General features: G+C 50.8%; 12 protein-coding genes and 1 tRNA gene. 5 read left to right on the forward strand and 8 right to left on the reverse strand.

All coding sequences use genetic code 11. From position 1 onward, the window contains the following. The 8 genes from DPO_RS10760 to DPO_RS10795 all read right to left on the reverse strand — a co-directional run bounded on the left by DPO_RS10760 (window position 1) and on the right by DPO_RS10795 (window position 8,078). Window positions 1-660: a 50S ribosomal protein L25 gene (locus DPO_RS10760; protein WP_006965917.1), complete on the reverse strand. Its 660-nt coding sequence runs from the start codon at window positions 658-660 to the stop codon at window positions 1-3. A gap of 83 nt (window positions 661-743) precedes the next feature. Further along, entirely contained in the window at window positions 744-1,682 is a 939-nt protein-coding gene (locus DPO_RS10765) for a ribose-phosphate diphosphokinase (protein WP_006965918.1), read from the reverse strand. Window positions 1,683-1,729: 47 nt separating this feature from the next. Continuing rightward, a tRNA-Gln gene (locus DPO_RS10770) sits at window positions 1,730-1,804 on the reverse strand. Window positions 1,805-1,818: 14 nt separating this feature from the next. After that, window positions 1,819-2,706 carry a 4-(cytidine 5'-diphospho)-2-C-methyl-D-erythritol kinase gene (gene ispE / locus DPO_RS10775; protein ID WP_006965919.1) on the reverse strand — a complete coding sequence of 296 codons (888 nt, stop codon included), beginning with the start codon at window positions 2,704-2,706 and terminating at the stop codon, window positions 1,819-1,821. Beyond that, a complete protein-coding gene (locus DPO_RS10780; protein WP_006965920.1) occupies window positions 2,703-3,029 on the reverse strand; it encodes a DUF1844 domain-containing protein in 327 nt (108 codons plus the stop codon). Before DPO_RS10780 ends, ispE begins: the two co-directional genes overlap by 4 nt. After that, on the reverse strand, window positions 3,022-5,178 hold the full coding sequence (locus DPO_RS10785) for an acetate--CoA ligase family protein (protein ID WP_006965921.1): 2,157 nt from the start codon (window positions 5,176-5,178) through the stop codon (window positions 3,022-3,024). The genes DPO_RS10780 and DPO_RS10785 overlap by 8 nt, the downstream gene beginning before the upstream one ends. Before the next feature lie 123 nt (window positions 5,179-5,301). Beyond that, a complete protein-coding gene (gene folD, locus DPO_RS10790; protein ID WP_006965922.1) occupies window positions 5,302-6,198 on the reverse strand; it encodes a bifunctional methylenetetrahydrofolate dehydrogenase/methenyltetrahydrofolate cyclohydrolase FolD in 897 nt (298 codons plus the stop codon). Between the two features lie 104 nt (window positions 6,199-6,302). Further along, window positions 6,303-8,078 carry a formate--tetrahydrofolate ligase gene (locus DPO_RS10795; protein WP_006965923.1) on the reverse strand — a complete coding sequence of 592 codons (1,776 nt, stop codon included), beginning with the start codon at window positions 8,076-8,078 and terminating at the stop codon, window positions 6,303-6,305. A gap of 645 nt (window positions 8,079-8,723) precedes the next feature. Here DPO_RS10795 and DPO_RS10810 point away from each other — a divergent pair. From DPO_RS10810 to acsC, 5 genes are all read left to right on the forward strand, one after another. Further along, a protein-coding gene (locus DPO_RS10810) for an ISNCY-like element ISDph1 family transposase (RefSeq protein WP_456072976.1) occupies window positions 8,724-10,204 on the forward strand; the annotation gives its coding sequence in 2 pieces (ribosomal slippage) (window positions 8,724-9,170 and window positions 9,173-10,204; 1,479 coding nt in all). Window positions 10,205-10,727: 523 nt separating this feature from the next. Continuing rightward, window positions 10,728-12,302, forward strand: coding sequence for an acetyl-CoA decarbonylase/synthase complex subunit delta (locus DPO_RS10815; protein ID WP_006965924.1), 1,575 nt, complete (start codon window positions 10,728-10,730; stop codon window positions 12,300-12,302). A gap of 58 nt (window positions 12,303-12,360) precedes the next feature. Beyond that, window positions 12,361-14,382, forward strand: a complete 2,022-nt coding sequence (gene cooS, locus DPO_RS10820) for an anaerobic carbon-monoxide dehydrogenase catalytic subunit (protein ID WP_006965925.1) — start codon at window positions 12,361-12,363, stop codon at window positions 14,380-14,382. 83 nt (window positions 14,383-14,465) lie between these two features. After that, complete coding sequence (acsB, locus tag DPO_RS10825) at window positions 14,466-16,679, forward strand: acetyl-CoA decarbonylase/synthase complex subunit alpha/beta (protein WP_006965926.1); 2,214 nt, start codon at window positions 14,466-14,468, stop codon at window positions 16,677-16,679. 91 nt (window positions 16,680-16,770) lie between these two features. Then, window positions 16,771-18,114, forward strand: coding sequence for an acetyl-CoA decarbonylase/synthase complex subunit gamma (acsC, locus tag DPO_RS10830; protein WP_006965927.1), 1,344 nt, complete (start codon window positions 16,771-16,773; stop codon window positions 18,112-18,114). Window positions 18,115-18,197 lie beyond the last annotated feature (83 nt).

Genomic DNA, 18,197 nt, shown 5'->3' on the forward strand with positions numbered 1-18,197 from the left:
CTATTCCGTTGATTCAGCAGCAGCATCCTCCGATGTTTCTGCCATTTCCTCTTCATCCAGAAGATCGTCTTCTTCCACTTCTTCCTCTTCGCCTGCATCCGGCGGAACGACCGTCACCACGGTAAAATTGACATCATGGGGAATCTGGACCCCTTCGCCAAGATCGATGGATTCCACATGAATCGCATCTCCGATTTCCAGGTGGGTGACATCGATTTCAATCCGTTCCGGTGTGTCTCCCGGCTTACAGACCACTTCAAGTTCCCGGCGGATGATCTGAAGCATGCCCCCGCCGTCTTTGACGCCTTTGCTCGTCCCGAGGATCTCCACAGGGACAGATACCGTCACCTGGGTATCCATGTCAATCTGCTGGAAATCTGCGTGCCGATATTCAATCCCGAAAGGATCCATCTGCAGTTCCTTGAGCATGACTACCTTGGTCTGGGGCGCATCCCCCTGAATTTTCAGGCTCAAAAAAAGCCCGGAAACACCCCGGTCCCGAACAATCTTGTCGAACTCACTGGTGTCCAGACTGACCATCACGGGGTCCATCTTGGGCCCGTATACGACTCCCGGAATCATTTTTTTGCCGCGCAGTCTTCTGGCGGCACCTTTGCCACGGGTGTTTCTTTCCGTGGCGTTCAATTTAATCAGATCCAATGTATTTCCCTCCATAGCCGCTGTTTTATCGGTTGAACAAAAAACAGCGTGTTAAAAACCGTAATAATTTATGAAAAAGCGTTTCAAATAAATAATGAATTCACCGAGTCGCCTCTGTAACTGCGCATAATGGCCTCACCCACCAGCTTGGCAATGGAAAGCGTTTTAATCTTTTCACATGCCTGCGCTTCGGGTGACAAGGGGATGGTATCCGTTGCAACCAGTGAATTCAGTGAAGACTGGGTGATCCTTTCAATGGCCGGTCCGGACAGAACCGGATGGGTACAATAGGCATGCACCTGCCGGGCCCCTTTCTCACGGATCACCCCGGCTGCTTCGGTCAAAGTACCGGCCGTATCCACCATATCATCGATCACGATGGCAACCTTGTCTTTGACATCGCCGATGATGGCCATGGCCCTGGCCTGATTGGGAGCGCTCCGGCGCTTATCCACAATCGCCAGACTGCAGTGCAGCCGTTTGGCATAGGCCCTGGCCCGTTCCACACCGCCTGCGTCCGGAGATACCACCACCAGATTTTCAGGGTACCGGGTCTTGATATCATCGATAATGATGGGGGCCGCATACAGATTGTCCACGGGCACACTGAAAAAGCCCTGAATCTGGCCGGCATGTAAATCCATGGTAATCACGCGGTCCACCCCGGTATTTTCCAGAAGATCCGCCACCATTTTGGCGGAAATAGGCACTCTGGGCGACACTTTTTTGTCCTGGCGGGCATAACCGAAATAGGGGATCACTGCCGTAACCCGGCTGGCGGACGAGCGCTTGAATGCATCGATTAACAGCAGCAGTTCCACCAGATGATCATTCACCGGGTAGCAGGTGGATTGAAGCACATAGATTTCCTGCTTTCTGACATTTTCAAGAATTTCAACCTGAATTTCTCCATCACTGAACCGGTTGACCTTCAATTTTCCCAGGGGTTTTGCAAGATACTCGGAAATCCGATCGCTCAACAGCGGGTTTGAATTACCCGCAAATATTGACAGCCCACTCATAACAAATCTCTTTAGGTTTTATAGTCTTATTTTGTCATCAATTAAATTGGCTGGGGCGAGAGGATTCGAACCTCTGAATGCAGGGATCAAAACCCTGTGTCTTGCCACTTGACGACGCCCCAGCATGGCTTATATATCACTGTTGTTGTAAAGCGGTCAGAAACACCCGCTTTTTTCCCCCGGCCCAGTGCGTAAGAAGCCGATCATACCCATGTCCTGCTTTTTTTTCGTCTGAAAAAAGGGCAAACAACGACCCACCGCTACCTGACATGAGTACCGTTCGCTGTAACAACTGTGCTATTTCATCTCTGGCAACTCTGACTTCCGGGTATACTCTGAAAGTGGCGGCTTCCAGATCGTTGTGTAAATATGGCCGTATATCAACATCCTGTCTTGCAGACAAAATATTTGAAGCCGTTTCTATAGTATATTTCCCTGAAGATGTCAAACACAAATCATGATTCTGAAACACGCTGGCCGTGGAAACAGCAATACCCGGGTCACACACGACCACATGGATAGGAAACAGTTTCGGCACCTGATTCAGTGTTTCTCCCATCCCCGTGGCCAGGGCCGTGTCACCATACAGAAAAAACGGCACATCCGCTCCCAGGTGTTGCCCCATTTTTATCAGTTCGTTTTGGGAAAACGGATCATGACACCGGGCATTCAATGTGGACAGCACGGCGGCGGCATTGCTGCTCCCGCCGCCAAGTCCGCCGCCCACAGGAATGTGCTTCCGGATATCAATGGCCACACCCGGCACGGAAATATTTTTTTTTTGCTTTTCACAGGACCGGAAAAACAGCGTGGCAGCCCGGTGCGCCAGATTGGTCTGGTCTTGAGGGACCAGGGGATGATTGCAGAAGACCCTGACCCCGGGCACCTTAAACGTAAGGGTCATCTCATCCGCCAGTGTGATTTTTGTCATCAGGGAAAACAGGTCATGATACCCGTCCGGCCGTTTGCCCGTGATATGAAGAAACAGATTGATTTTGGCAAACGAGGCCAAAGATTGACTCACCCCTTTGCCTCCACGTAGGCCATCCGGATCTCACTGAGAAGCGCCCGCATCAGATTTTCTTCATCTTCGTTCAGATTGCCCTTTGTTTTCTCCGAAAGCATGGCCATCATATCGATGGTGTATTTGGCCATGGTCAGGTCTTTTTTGACTTCGCCCGAAGAAGGGTCTCCCACTTTTCCCAGCTGGACCAGGCCGGAAGAGTATATGGACAGGATAAAGCCGGAAAAATCCACTTTGGGCAATGCGTTTTTCCGGACAGCCTCCTTGTTGGCCTCCGCCGCTTTTTTGGCCGCCTCCATGATAAAACTTTTTTCTTCAGGCATTTGAAGATCCTCCATTACATTGGTTTTGGGCTGAGTCATCCAGCCGGATAATGATATCAGCCACGGTCGTTTTCTTTCCTGCCTCATGAACAAACAGCGGATTGATATCCAGCTCCCTGATGACCGGATAATCATCCACCAGGGCCTTTAAGGAAACAATATTTTTTTCGATCTCTTCTATATCAGACGGCGCTTCTCCACGCAATCCCTTGAGAATGGGGTATCCTCTGATGCTTTTCACCATTCTTCTGGCCACGTTCCGTCCCATGGGAGACAATCTAAACGCCACATCCTTGTATACTTCAACAAAAATACCGCCCAGCCCGAACATCACGGCATGCCCGAACACCGGATCCCAGGTCACCCCGAGAATCACTTCTTTGCCCGCAGGCGCCATCTGCTGCACCAGCACCCCTTCCAGATACGCATCCGGATCATATTTTTTCGCATTTTCCATGATCTGCTCAAATGCGGTTTCAACGGCCTTGCCATTTTCCAGTCGGACCTTGACGCCTCCGGCATCGGACTTGTGCAGAATCTGGGGGGACACGATTTTCATCACCACGGGATACCCCAGTTTTTCAGCCATCTGTCGGGCTTCATCTGCGGTTTTCGCCAGTTCCATGGGAAGAATGTTAAAGCCGTAACATTTGAGAATCTCGTTGCCGTCCAGTTCCCCTAAAACAAACCGGCCCTGGGACAGATACTGTTCAATGATTCTGCCCGCTTTTTCCTTGTCATATACCAGGTTGTAGGGAGGCAGAATTTTTCGAAACAGCCATTTCATTCCCTCCCGCAATGCGCCCAAAGACCGGGCCGCACTTTCAGGAAACTGGTACACGGGCACCTTGTGTTTCTGAAGCAGTTTGACTCCGTCCGACACATCCACGATGCCCATGAAAGCGCATAGAATCGGTTTGATGGTGTTTTCGGCAATCCGGACAATGGATTCGGCCGTGCCGATGGCATCGGTCATGGACTGGGGCGTCAGAATAATCAGCACCGCATCCACGCCCCGGTCCGCCAGCACCGTGGCCAGCGTGTTTTCATACCGGTCTTTGGCTGCATCCCCGATTACATCCACGGGATTGTGAAAATTGGCGGTGGACGGCAGGTATTTTTTCAGTTCCGTGATGGTTTCTTCGGAAAACTGAGCCAGCTTCAACCCGGACTGTTCACTCATGTCCGTGGCCATAATACCGGGCCCGCCGGCATTGGTGACAATGGCCACATGATCGCCGGTGGGATATTTGTTGCCGGCAAAGGCCTGGGCATAATCAAACAGCTGGTTCACGGTCTTGCACCGCAGGATCCCGGCCATGGTAAACAACCCGTCATAAATCACGTCGGCCCCGGCCAGAGCGCCGGTGTGGGAAGCCGCAGCCCGGGCACCGGCAGCGGATGATCCGGACTTGATGGCGATCACATGGGTCGGATTGGTGCCCGACGTCATTTTCCGGACCTCGGTGATAAATTCTTCAGCGCTGCGGCTCAGCTCTTCCATATAAATCATGACCACATCCGTGTCCGGATCTTTATGATAATATCGCAGCAGATCCAGTTCATCCACATCCGCCTTATTGCCGATGGAAATGAACTTGGAAAACCCGAATCCCTTGTCCGCCGCGTAATCCAGCACGGCCGTGCACAACGCCCCGCTCTGGGAGATAAACGACACATTGCCCGGTTCCGGCATGCGGGCCGAAAAACTGGCATTCAAGGATACTTTGGGCGACGGGTTGATCACACCTAGGCAGTTGGGTCCCACCAGACGAACCCCTGCCTTGTTGCACAGGACTTTGATCTGTTTTTCAATATCCGCCCCTTCCCCGCCGACTTCCTTGAATCCGGCAGAAACAATAACAATCCCTTTGACTCCTTTGTTGATACACTCCTGAACCGATGCCAGGGCTGCTTTGGGCGGCAGGATAATCATGGCCAGATCAATGGGATCCGGAATATTGCCGATACTGGTATAACATTTCACACTGAGCACGGACCGGGCCTTTGGATTGACCGGATACAGCGTTCCCTTATACCCATTGGATAAAATATTGGCAAAAATATCGTGCCCCACCTTCCCTTTCTGGGTGGATGCACCGATTACGGCAATGGTTTCAGGTGCAAAAATGGCATCCAGCTTATCCACGAATCCCCCTCCTTATATAATGCGTGTTATGATGGGTGACCGGCCAAACAAACCCGGGGCCGGGCCGGGATAATTGCATTGCCCGACCCGGCCCCGTCACGATGAGTTAAATTTTATGGATGATCAGTTGATACCCAGACTCAGCTTGGCGGATCTCAAGGTATTTTTCATGAGCATGGCTATGGTCATGGGGCCGACCCCGCCGGGAACCGGAGTGATCTTACCGGCGATCTCCTTGGCCGCATCAAAATCCACATCCCCTTTGAGAATGGCCTTGCCGGTTTTCTCGTTCATGCCCACCCGGTTGACGCCCACATCAATGACCGTGGCACCGGGTTTGATCCATTCCGGTTTCACCAGGTCGGGTACACCGGCCGCCACAATCAGGATATCGGCCCGTTTGCAGTGGGCCGCCAGATCCTTGGTCCGGGTGTGAACGATGGTCACGGTGGCATTGGCGCCCACGCCTTTCTGGGCCATCATCATGGCAATGGGTTTGCCCACGATATTGGAACGGCCCACCACCACGACCTCAGCACCGGAGGTTTCCGTGCCGGAGCGAACAATCATCTCCTGGATACCGGCCGGGGTGCAGGGCAGAAACTTCACTTCATCTCCGCCGATCATCAACCGGCCCACATTCACGGGGTGAAACGCATCCACATCCTTGTCCGGATTGATGGCGTTGAGCACTTTTTTATCGTCAATGTGCTTGGGCAGCGGCAACTGTACCAGAATCCCGTGGATATCGGGATCATTGTTGTATTTGTCGATCAGTGCCAGCAGATCGGCTTCGGAAATATCTTCAGGCTGGTCATCCTGAATTTCATGAAATCCGCAGCTGATAGCGGTTTTCACCTTCAGGGTCACATAGCTCACCGATGCCGGAGACGATCCCACCAGAATCGTGACAAGACCCGGCACCTTGCCGTGTTTCTCCTTCATCTGGTCCACTTCTTCCTTGATCTCGGCAAGGATCGTTTTTCTGATTTCGGTTCCGCTGATAAGTTCTGCAGTCATATTTTTTTCTCCTGGAATTCATTGGGTTGATCTGCAACCGGTCCGGGACGTCTTTTCCGGTCCGAACCGGTTGCAGGATTCAGGCTGAACAAAAAATAGGGATTTTAGAATACACCCTCAACCTTACCGGTTTCCACATCCACATCCACCCGTTTGAACGCGGGATTGGATCCCGTACCCGGCATCAAACTGATGGCGCCGGCCACAGGCACGATAAACCCGGCACCGCCATAGGTAAGGACCTCACGAATGGCCAGACGCCATCCTTTGGGCACCCCTTTGAGCGTGGGGTTGTCAGACAGGGACAGATGGGTTTTCACCATGCACATGCCCAGTCCGGCCAGTTCAGGATCCGCCTGGATTCTGGCCAGAGATTTTTCCGCAGCCGCAGAATAATCCACACCATCGGCACCGTACACTTCCTTGGCAATGAGTTCGATCCGTTTTTTAATGGGCATATCCAGTTCATACAAGAATTTGAATTCAGTTTTTTCTTCACAGGCCTCGATGACCGTTTCTGCAAACTCAATGGCGCCGTCTCCCCCTTGTTCCCAGTGCCGGGACAGGGCCACTCTGGCACCTTCGGCTTCACACAGTTCCCGGACCTTGGCGATTTCCGCATCCGTGTCCGTGTAAAAGGCGTTGATGCAGACCACCGGAGAAATACCGGCTTTTCTGACGTTTCTGATATGATGGATCAGGTTGTCGCATCCTTTGGCCACCCAGTCCACATTTTCAGTGGAATATTCTTCGGGCATGGCTTTGCCCGGTACGGGCACAGGGGCGCCGCCATGGCATTTCAGAGCCCGGATGGTGGCCACGACCACAGCGCAGTCCGGTTTAAGCCCGGAGTAACGGCATTTGAGGTTCCAGAATTTTTCAAATCCGATGTCCGCGCCGAACCCGGATTCAGTCACATGGTAATCCGCCAGTTTCAAACCAACTTTATCCGCAATGATGGAACTCTGGCCGATGGCGATGTTGGCAAACGGCCCGGCATGGACCAGCACGGGCTGGCCTTCCAGGGTCTGCATCAGAGACGGGTTAAGGGCATCCACCATCCAGGCGGTCATGGCACCGGCCACCTGCAGGTCTTCCGTGGTCACGGGGTTGCCTTTTTTGTCATAGGCCACCACGATTTTACCCATTCTTTCCCGCATATCCTTGAGATCATTGGCCAGGGACAGAATGGCCATCACCTCGGAAGAAACGGCAATACCGAATTTGGATTTCATCATGAATCCGTCCGCCTTGCCGTTCACACCATCGATACCGATAATGATATTTCTCAACGCCTGGCAGCAGAAGTCGATCACCCAGCCCATTTCCACGTTGGTGGGATCGATGTCCAGACGTTTCATGCCGGACAGTCTTTCCAGCTGCTCGTCCGTGTAGTTTCTTTCATGCTGCAACCGGGATGTCAAAGCCACCATGGCCAGGTTGTGGGCATTCATGATGGCATTGATGTCACCGGTGAAACCCAGAGAAAACGGGGTCAAAGGAATACACTGAGCCAGCCCGCCGCCGGCAGCCGATCCCTTGATATTCATGGTGGGCCCGCCCGAAGGCTGACGGATGGCGGCACATACGTTTTTGCCCAGTTTTCCCAGACCCTGAACAAGCCCCATGGAAGAGGTGGATTTACCTTCTCCCAGCGGGGTCGGGGTAATGGCCGTCACATCAATATATTTTCCATCGGGCTGGTCTTTCAGCCGCGCCATCACTTTCTTGAAATCAATTTTCCCGATATAATGGCCGTGAGGCAGCAGCTCTTCTTTGGTCAGCCCGAGTTTTTCACCGATTTCATAAATGGTCAGCATGGATGATTCCGCATCCTGTGCGATTTCCCAGTCTTGATGTTTGGTTGGATCTAATGCCATGATTTACTCCTTTGTTGAATTGGACTCTGATCGAGCCGGTGATAAAATAATATTATAAAACAAAGCGTTATGCTTTTTGTCCACACCACCCGCAATTTTAATATATCTGTCAGTGTAACTAACTATATAAATAAACATAAAAAATCAACAGGTTTTCGAGAGATACCGGTCGATTTTAAAAACACGCGGCCCACTGCAAAACACCGTGCCATTGTTTCACCGGACGGCCGGCAGGTCCATGTCGGTTTCACCCGGCATCCCCGGGTCCGGCTTTCCAGTAAACGCTGATCTAACAATGGCTCAATTTCTTGGTAAAATCAATATTTTTGAAAAAAAAGATTGATTTTACGCACTAAATACTAATTAAATGGTGAAATACTAAATTTTTTAAGATATTCGAATCTAATATTATCCCCCTATTCCTACAATACTATTTAGTGTGTGACCGAAAACTCAAAACCCCACGTTTTTCATGGGTATAATGGCTAAAATTTGTTTGAAATCTTTACTTGAAATTGAATTACTTGTTGATTTTAACTGATTACTATGTTAATATAACCAATTAATAATTAAAGAGATTTTAAAAAATGAGAGTCATAGAAAGCAGTTCAAATTTCAACACCCCAACAAAACTTCGAGGTTGTTTTGCGTAAAATTTTTGAACCACAAATGACATTCGGGCAGACCCCTATCGACCAAATCAAACTTGACATGAGAGCCAGGGATGAAATTCCCAAGCTACTTTTGGGGCTCCAGCATATTTATTGCGATCAAGAACTTCGAGAAAAAGTTTTTGTCATCCTCAAAAATGTGATTCCGGAAGACACCGACTCCAAAAATGGACGTCCGGGAATGGACCTGTGGAAAATTCTTGTGATGGGCACCATACGGCTCAATTGCAATTGGGATTACGATAAACTCCGGGAGATGGTGAACAACCACAGAACATTGAGGCAGATGCTGGGTCATGGCATGATGGACGATGACATAACCTATCCGCTCCAGACCTTAAAAGATAATGTCAGGCTTCTGACACCTGACATTCTTGATAAAATCAACACCCTGGTTGTACAAGAAGGTCATAAACTTCTGATGAAAAAAAAACTTCGGACGAAGAGGTGTTGATGGGACGGTGTGATTCATTCGTTGTTGAAACCGATGTTCATTTTCCCACAGACATCAACCTGCTTTTTGATGCAGTCCGAAAAATGATTCAAATTGCCGCTATTATCAGCCAGGGCATTGGAACGAGTATGTGGCGGCAATCAGCATATAATATCAAAAAATTTAAACGGCTGTATCGGATAGTTCAGCGATTGAAACATTCCACATCCGCGGATGAAAAGAAAAAGGCCAAAAGAGCCCGGCAGATCATGGATGCACACAAAGCTTATATTGAACTTGCTGAAAAATACATTTCAAAAGCGGAATTGACCATTGAAATGACGGAGTCCTCCGATATTATGAATGAAGCCCGAGTGGAAGAGTTGCAAACATACATCAATTATGCGCTTTGGCAAATTGGCCTGATAAAACGCCGGGTTTTGCAGGATGAAAAGATCCCACATAAAGACAAGATTTTTTCAATTTTCGAACCCCATACAGAATGGATTTCAAAAGGCAAAGCCGGTGTTCCCCAAGAATTGGGACTGCGGGTATGCATCCTGGAAGACCAGTATGGGTTTATCCTGCACCACCGGGTGATGGAGCAAGAAACCGATGATAAAGTGGCCGTTGCAATGGTAACGTCGGCCCAAAACAAATTTTCTGGTCTCAAGGGATGCAGTTTTGATAAAGGGTTTTATACACCTGGTAACAAAAAGGACCTGAAGGATACATTGAGCATTTTGGTGCTCCCGAAAAAAGGCAGATGCAACAAGGCTGAATTTGAAGAAGAAACAGCAGACGATTTTATTCGTTTAAAAAGAAAACATTCAGCGGTGGAATCGGCCATAAACGGGTTGGAAAATCATGGTCTGGACAGATGCCCGGATCATGGCATTCAAGGATTTAAAAGATATGTAGGTCTGTCTGTTCTGGCAAGAAATCTCCAGATTATGGGTCATCATATACAACAAAAAAGGCTGAAGCAGCTGCAACGGTCTGAACAGCGAAAAGCCGCGTAAAAAAAGGCCGTCGCATCAAAAAGTAGCACGTCAAACACTACAGGTGTGTCCAAAAAATGGGAAAGTCGTTAAAAAACGACAAATATTGAAGCACTTTGCCAGGTTTGTGATAGCAGGAAAAACATTAATTGGAAATTATGTCAGGCATCGGCCTCGGAAAATCCTAAAATAGGGGTTTCCGGTCAGCCACTATTTAATAATTAAATGCGATTCAATCTGATTTAACCAAATCTGTCTTTATCATAACTATTTAAAATTAAAGTCGATTTGTACAATCCATCTTCGGCCCAATAAATTCACTCATCTATTGACAAAAAAGGGTACAAATTATAAATCATATGCGTTATCGATATTACAAACCATGTAACATGGGGTCTGGTGAATGGAAAGACGATGCAAAAAAGGCTGCTGGTCAAGTGAAATTGTCACTTTCATTCTCCTGTATCCATTTCACATATTGTCACACCGTTTCAACCTTAATTCCTTCCAACTCATAACCATCTTTAAACATTAGGAGGTAAACGTGGGATTCGAAATAACCAAAGAAACCTATGCCGGCGCCATTAAAAACATCACCATTGGAAAAGGTGATGGCGCACTGACGGTCGGCGGTCAAACCAGCTATCCTTTTTATCAGTTCGAGGGGGATATGCCCAACAAACCCATTATTGCCATGGAAATCTGGGACATGGAACCCGAAGACTGGCCGGAAGCCGCCAAAGCACCCTTCAAAGATGTCTTAAATGATCCCGTGGCCTGGGCCAAAAAATGCGTGGACGAATACAACGCCCAGGCGATTGTGCTTCAGCTCAAGAGCACAGATCCCAATGATAAGGATGCCAGTGCGGATGATGCGGCTCAGACGGTCAAAAAAATCAGTGAGGCCATCAATGTCCCTTTGATTGTCTGGGGATCTGCCGTACCTGCCAAGGATTCAGAAGTCCTAAAAAAAATCAGTGAGGTGTGCGATGGCCACAACCTGGTTCTGGGACCGGTGGAGGAAAAAAACCACAAAACGATCGGTGCCGCAGCCATGGGGTATGGACATACCATTATTTCCTCTTCTCCCATTGACGTCAACCTGGCCAAACAGGTGAACATCCTGCTGGAAAATTTGGGTGTTTCTCTGGATAAAGTCATTGTGGATCCCACCACGGGCGGTCTGGGCTATGGCCTGGAATACTCTTACTCCGTGATGGAACGACTGATCCAGGCCGCCATGACCCAGGGAGATGACAAGCTTCAAAACCCGATGATCAACAACTTAGGCAACGAAGTATGGAAATGCAAGGAAGCCAAGCAGCCGGTGGATGAAGCACCGGAACTGGGTGATCCCGAACGGCGGGGCATTCTCATGGAAGCCGTGGGAGCGGTATCTTATCTCATGTCCGGCTCCAGCATCCTGATCATGCGCCATCCGGAATCCATCAAACTGGTCAGATCATTCATCGATCTGGCATATGCCGGCGGCTCTGCCATGGATATCGGCCCTGTCACCAAACAGCTGGATGATGTGGAAATCGATTTTGCCGCCCTGTCACCGGAACCGGATCTGACCATTGCGGAAGAAGCGAAGAAAGCCCCGGCCAAAAAAGCGGCGCCTGAGAAAAAAGAAGCGCCCAAACCTGCCGCAGCAGCCCCCAAGGCGGACGCCAAACCCGCCCCGGCTGCAGAAGCAAAACCGGCCCCGGCCGAGGAAGCCAAACCTGAACCTGCGGCAGCCGCTGCGGATCCGGCCGCGGAAGCCAAAGCCAAGGCAGATGCCGAAGAAAAGGCCAAAGCCGATGCGGAAGCCAAAGCCAAAGCCGATGCCGAAGCCAGGGCCAAAGCGGAAGCCGAAGCCAAAGCCAAGGCCGAAGCTGAAGAAAAGGCCAAGGTTGAGGCCAAGAAAAAAGCGTTGAAAGATGCCGCTGCCGAACGGGAAGCCGAAGAGCAGGCCATCAGAGAAAAACGGGCCGCTGAAAAAGAAAAAGCGGCGGCGGCAAGAGCGTCCGCGCCCAAATCATCTGTGCCCATGACCGCAGCAAAATTCCAAAAAACCGAGCTGGAAAGAATTTTAGAAAATCTGGACAAAGTGCACAGAAGAGTTACTGAATAGACGCACTTAAAAATATCCAAACAATTAATTACCAAATCAACAGGAGGAGGAACCTCTAATGGTAGAAAATAAAAAAGCAGAAAAAGCACCCAAACTGGTTGATCCGAAAGAAGTCTCCATCGACTTAGGCACCCAGGAATTGCAGGCGCGTGCCCAGAAAATGGGGATCGATACGGTTTTTGACAGAGCCTTCAGCATGAAACCCTGTGCCATCGGTATCCAGGGCATTTGCTGCAAGAACTGCTCCATGGGGCCCTGCCGGCTTCCATTACCCAAAAGCGGCATTGAAGGCGAAGATACCCGAAAAGGGCTTTGCGGTGCGACCCCCAACACCATTGCAGCCAGAAATTTTATCCGCATGATTGCCGGCGGTGCTTCCGCACACTCCGACCATGGTCGCTGTGTGGCAGAGGTGTTCATGTCGGCTGCCAGAAAAGAAACAGAAGCCTACAAGATCAAAGATACCCAGAAACTGTTGAGTATCGCCCCTCATCTGGGCGTTGCAACCACCGTTGAGGTGGACGGGGAAACCCAAGACCGGGATCTGGATGAAATTGCCCTGGAAGTGGCCGATGTTGCCCTCAGAGAATGGGGAAAACCGGAAGGGGAACTGTTATATATGAAACGCGCCCCGGAAGCGTTGTATGAAAAATGGAAAAAACAAGGCGTGCTTCCCAGAAACATTGACAGGGAAATTGTTGAAATCATGCACCGGACCCACATGGGGGTTGACCAGGATTACAAGAACCTGATGAAACAGGGCACCCGGGCCGCACTGGCGGATGGCTGGGGCGGTTCCATGCTGGCCACCGATCTCCAGGATGTGCTTTTCGGTACCCCCTATCCTCTTCAGTCCGAAGCCAATCTGGGCATCATGAAAGAAGACCATGTCAATATTATTGTTCACGGGCATGAACCGATTCTGTCTGAAATCATTGTTGCCGTTGCCCAGTCCGAAGAGATGCTCACCTATGCCAAAGAAAAAGGCGCGGCCGGCATCCAGCTGGGCGGTATCTGCTGTACAGCCAATGAAATGCTCCAGAGACACGGTATTCCGACAGCCGCCACCTTCCTCCAGCAGGAACTGGCGATCATCACCGGGGCCTGCGATGCCATGGTGGTGGATATCCAGTGTATCATGCAGAACCTGGCCAATGTGGCCAAATGTTTTCATACCAAACTCATCACCACCCATCCCATTGCAAAAATGGAACAGGACAATGTCATCCATATCGAGTTTGATGAACATCATGCCCTGGAAGATGCCAAACGCATTGTCAAACTGGCCATCGACAATTTTGCCAACCGCGGAGCCGATGTCATGATCCCGCAATACAAAACCCAGCAGATTGCGGGTTTTGGTGTGGAATCCATTCAATACCATTTAGGTGGGACTTTCCGCGGCACATACTATACTCTCAATGACAATATCATCAACGGACGGATTCGCGGTATTGCCGGTGTGGTGGGGTGTAACAATGCCAGAACCAAACACAATGACGGGCATATCCGGGTCGTCAAGGAACTGATCAAAAACGATGTCATCGTTCTTACCACGGGCTGTAATGCCATCGCCTGCGCCATGGAAGGACTGTTAACGCCTGAATCCGCAGCCGTACACTGTGGACCGGGACTGGCTGAAATCTGCGAAACCGTCGGGATTCCGCCGGTCCTTCACTTAGGATCCTGTGTCGATAACTCCCGGATTCTGCTTGCCGCCACTGAAGTGGTCAAGGCCGGCGGACTGGGCAACGACATCTGTGACCTGCCGGCTGCCGGCAGTGCACCGGAATGGATGAGTGAAAAAGCCATTTCCATTGGCCACTATTTTGTTGCCTCCGGCGTATATACCGTATTCGGTGTCACGTTGCCGACCTCCGGAGCACCGGTGTTCCATGACTATATTTCCAAGGAAATGGAAAAGATCTACGGCGGCAAATGGGATCTTGAAGTGGATCCCATCAAGCATGCCCACCTTATGATCGCCCACATTGACAAGAAAAGAAAAGCCCTGGGTATCGATAAGGCCAGAGAACGGGTATTGATGGATATGGCCGACCGGCAGAAACTGGAAGCCTGATAAAAACATGTCAGGATATTGTGATGCAGCAACGGTAAACAGATAATTATAATAAATCCTCAACGAAGGAGGAAAGAAAACATATGTCTAAATTAATTGCATTTGCCGCTATTCAGGGTGGTTACAAAGTAGTTGCACAGGTGGAAGGTGAGCTGGAAAAAGCCCTTCAGTCCTATGATGCCAGTACCAAAATCGGATTTCCCAACACCGCATATTATCTGCCGGTCATCTATTCTTTGACCGGGTTGAAATGCGAAACCCTGGAAGATCTGAAAAAACCCATGGAATTTGCCCGGGGCCTGCTGCCCCCCCATATTAAACTCAGAAACTGGCTGCCGTACCTGGGACCCCTCCTGGATGCGGGCATGGCCGGTATCATCTCCTATGAGGTGAAAGAAGCTCTGCGGTATCTGTATGAACCCGATTTCTATATCCCCCAGGAAGACCCGGATGTGGAAAACGGCAAAATCTGGGTAGGTGCGGCCGACGATACCATCCTGCGGAAACGCGGGGTGGAGTTTGTGGACGGTTCCGCCCCCGGGTTTGCCGCCATGGTGGGCGCAGCGCCCAACAAAGAGATCGCCAAAATGATCGTGGAAGACTATCAGAAACGGTCCCTGTACATCTTTTGTGCAGCCAACCATAACGGCAAAACCCTTATCCAGCAGTGCCTGGATGCAGGTATGCAGATCGGGTGGAACACCCGTATCGTACCGTTCGGTCCGGACATCTCCTCGGCCGTGTTTGCTTTAGGATTTGCCAACAGAGCGGCCATGGCATTCGGCGGGGTCCAGCCCGGTGACTACAAAAAGATCCTGAAATACAACAAAGACCGGATCTTTGCCTTTGTCAACGCATTGGGTGATGTGGGCACTGAATGGGGTGTGGCCGCAGCCGGTTGTGTCAACTGGGGTTTTCCGACCCTGGCAGACACGGAAATTCCGGAAATTCTGCCCACGGGTATCTGTACCTACGAACATGTGGTGGCTCCCGTGGCCCATGATGAAATGGTCCAGAGATCTGTGGAAGTCAGAGGTCTCAAGGTTCAGGTGGCTGAAATCGACATCCCCTGCGCCTTTGGTCCGGCTTACGAAGGTGAGCGGGTTCGCGGGGCCGATCTGTACGCCCAGTGCGGCGGCGGCAAAACCCAGTGCACCGAGCTGGTGAAAATGGCGGACATGAACAAAATCGAGGACGGCAAGGTTGAAATCGTCGGCCCGGATATCACCGATCTCAAGGAAGGGGGTACCTTTCCGCTGGGTATCTTTGTTCAGATCGCCGGCCGGGAATTCCAGGATGATTTCGAACCCATCATGGAACGTCAGATCCATCATCTGATCAACTATATCCAGGGAATCATGCATATCGGCCAGAGAGACATCTCCTGGGTCCGGATTTCCAAGGCTGCCATTGAAAAAGGGTTTACCCTCAAGGATATCGGCGTGGTGCTCCATGCCAAATTCCACCAGGATTTCAACAAGATCGTGGACAAGGTTCAGGTCACCCTTTATACCAAAAAGGAAGATGTGGACAAGATGACGGCCACGGCCCGTGAAAACTACAAAACAAGAGACGAACGGGTGGACAAGATGACGGACGAAGGTGTGGAAACCTTTTATTCCTGCACCCTGTGCCAGTCATTCGCCCCGTCCCACGTGTGCACGGTGTCCCCGGAAAGAACGGGTCTGTGCGGTGCCTACAACTGGATGGACTGCAAGGCATCCTACGAGATCAACCCCACGGGTCCCAACCAGCCCATTGAAAAAGGCGAATGCCTGGATCCCAAGCTGGGTCAGTGGAAAGGGGTCAACGAGTTCGTATACAAAGCCTCCAGAGGGGCAGTCACCCACTATAACTTCTATTCTCTGGTGATTGATCCCATGACCACCTGCGGGTGCTGTGAATGTATCGCCGCATTGCTGCCCTCGTGCAACGGGGTTATGACCGTAGGCCGTGACTATTCCGGTGAGACCCCCTGCGGCATGAAATTCACCACCCTGGCCGGTGTCATGGGCGGTGGGGCATCTTCACCCGGCTTTGTGGGCCATTCCAAGTTCAACATCACCCAGAAAAAATTCATCCTGGGGGATGGGGGCCTGCTGCGCATGGTCTGGATGCCCAAGATGCTCAAGGAAGAGCTCAAGGAAAGAATCGTGGCCCGTGGCGAAGAAATGGGCGTTCCCGGTCTGTTTGACATGATCGCGGATGAAACCGTGGGCACCACGGAAGAGGAGATTCTTCCCTTCCTCCAGGAAAAAGGCCATCCGGCCCTGAACATGGAATCCCTCGTGGGATAGGAATTTAACACAAAAGTCGGGGCAGTATTCCACCAGATATCAATCTGCTCCGACTTACCATATGGTTGTTTAAACTTTTAAGGAGATTAACATGGCATTAACCGGTATACAGATATTCAAACTCCTGCCCAAGACCAACTGCAAGGAGTGTGGCGTTCCCACCTGCCTTGCATTTGCAATGAACCTGGCATCGGGGAAAGCGGAACTGGACAGTTGCCCCTATGTGTCGGATGAAGCCAAAGAACAGCTGGCCGAAGCATCCGCGCCTCCGATTCGTCCGGTCGCACTGGGCAAAGGGGTCCGAAAGACCGCGACCGGCGGTGAAACCGTTCTTTACAGACATGAAAAAACCTTTTTCAATCCCACGGTACTGGCCGCCACCGTGTCCTCGGACACGGATCTGGCCGCCCTGGATACCAAACTCAAAATTTACAACGCATTCCAGTATGAACGGGTGGGTCTGAATCTGCGCCCGGAACTGCTGGTGGTCAAAGATGCGGGCAACGGGGCAGACGCGTTTGCCGCGGTGGCTGAAAAAATCGCCAAAGAATCGGAATTCAACCTGGTACTCATGACCGAAGATGCAGCTGTCATGAAGGCCGGTATTGACAAAGCCGGATTCAAACGGCCCTTGCTCTATGCCGCCACTGAAGCCAATGCCGACGAATTCGGTGCCATGGCCAAGGAAGCGGAACTGCCCCTGGCTGTGAAAGCCGATTCCGTGGAAGCGCTGATTCCGCTGACGGAAAAACTCACGGGCATGGGGTTGAAAGACCTGGTCATCGATTCCGGATCCCGGGAAATCAAACAGGCCCTGGAAGACCAGGTCGCCATCCGCCGGGCCGCATTAAAAGCGGGCAACAAAGCCCTGGGATTCCCCACCATTGTGTTCCCGTGTGAAATGGCATCCAATCTGGACATGGAAACATTGATCGCGGGCATGTACGTGGCCAAATACGGCGGCATTGTGGTCATGTCGGATTTTGCCACGGAATCACTGTTCCCGCTGCTGCTGGAACGCCTCAATATTTTTACCGATCCCCAGCGGCCCATGACCGTGACCGAAGGCATCTTTGAGATCAACAATCCGGATGAAAATTCCCCCGTGCTGGTGACCACCAACTTTGCATTGACCTACTTTATCGTGTCCGGTGAAATTGAAGCCAGCAAAGTGCCGGCATGGCTGCTGGTCAAAGATTCCGAGGGCCTGTCCGTGCTTACGGCATGGGCCGCCGGAAAATTCGGCGGTGATGATGTCGGCCTGTTTGTGAAAAAATGCGGTATCATGGACAAGGTCAAACATCAGGAACTGATCATCCCGGGTTATGCCGCTGCCATTGCCGGGGATGTGGAAGAAGAACTGCCCGGCTGGACCATTACCGTGGGTCCCAGAGAAGCCGCTCATCTGCCGGCGTTCCTTAAAGCAAGAAAATAAAAAATATCAGCGCCGGGGCGGGTTATGGCCTGTCTCCGGCGTATCAGAGTCAATCTTAAATCAACAAAGGATAAGAACATGGA

The organism is Desulfotignum phosphitoxidans DSM 13687, assembly GCF_000350545.1.
Taxonomy (GTDB): domain Bacteria; phylum Desulfobacterota; class Desulfobacteria; order Desulfobacterales; family Desulfobacteraceae; genus Desulfotignum; species Desulfotignum phosphitoxidans.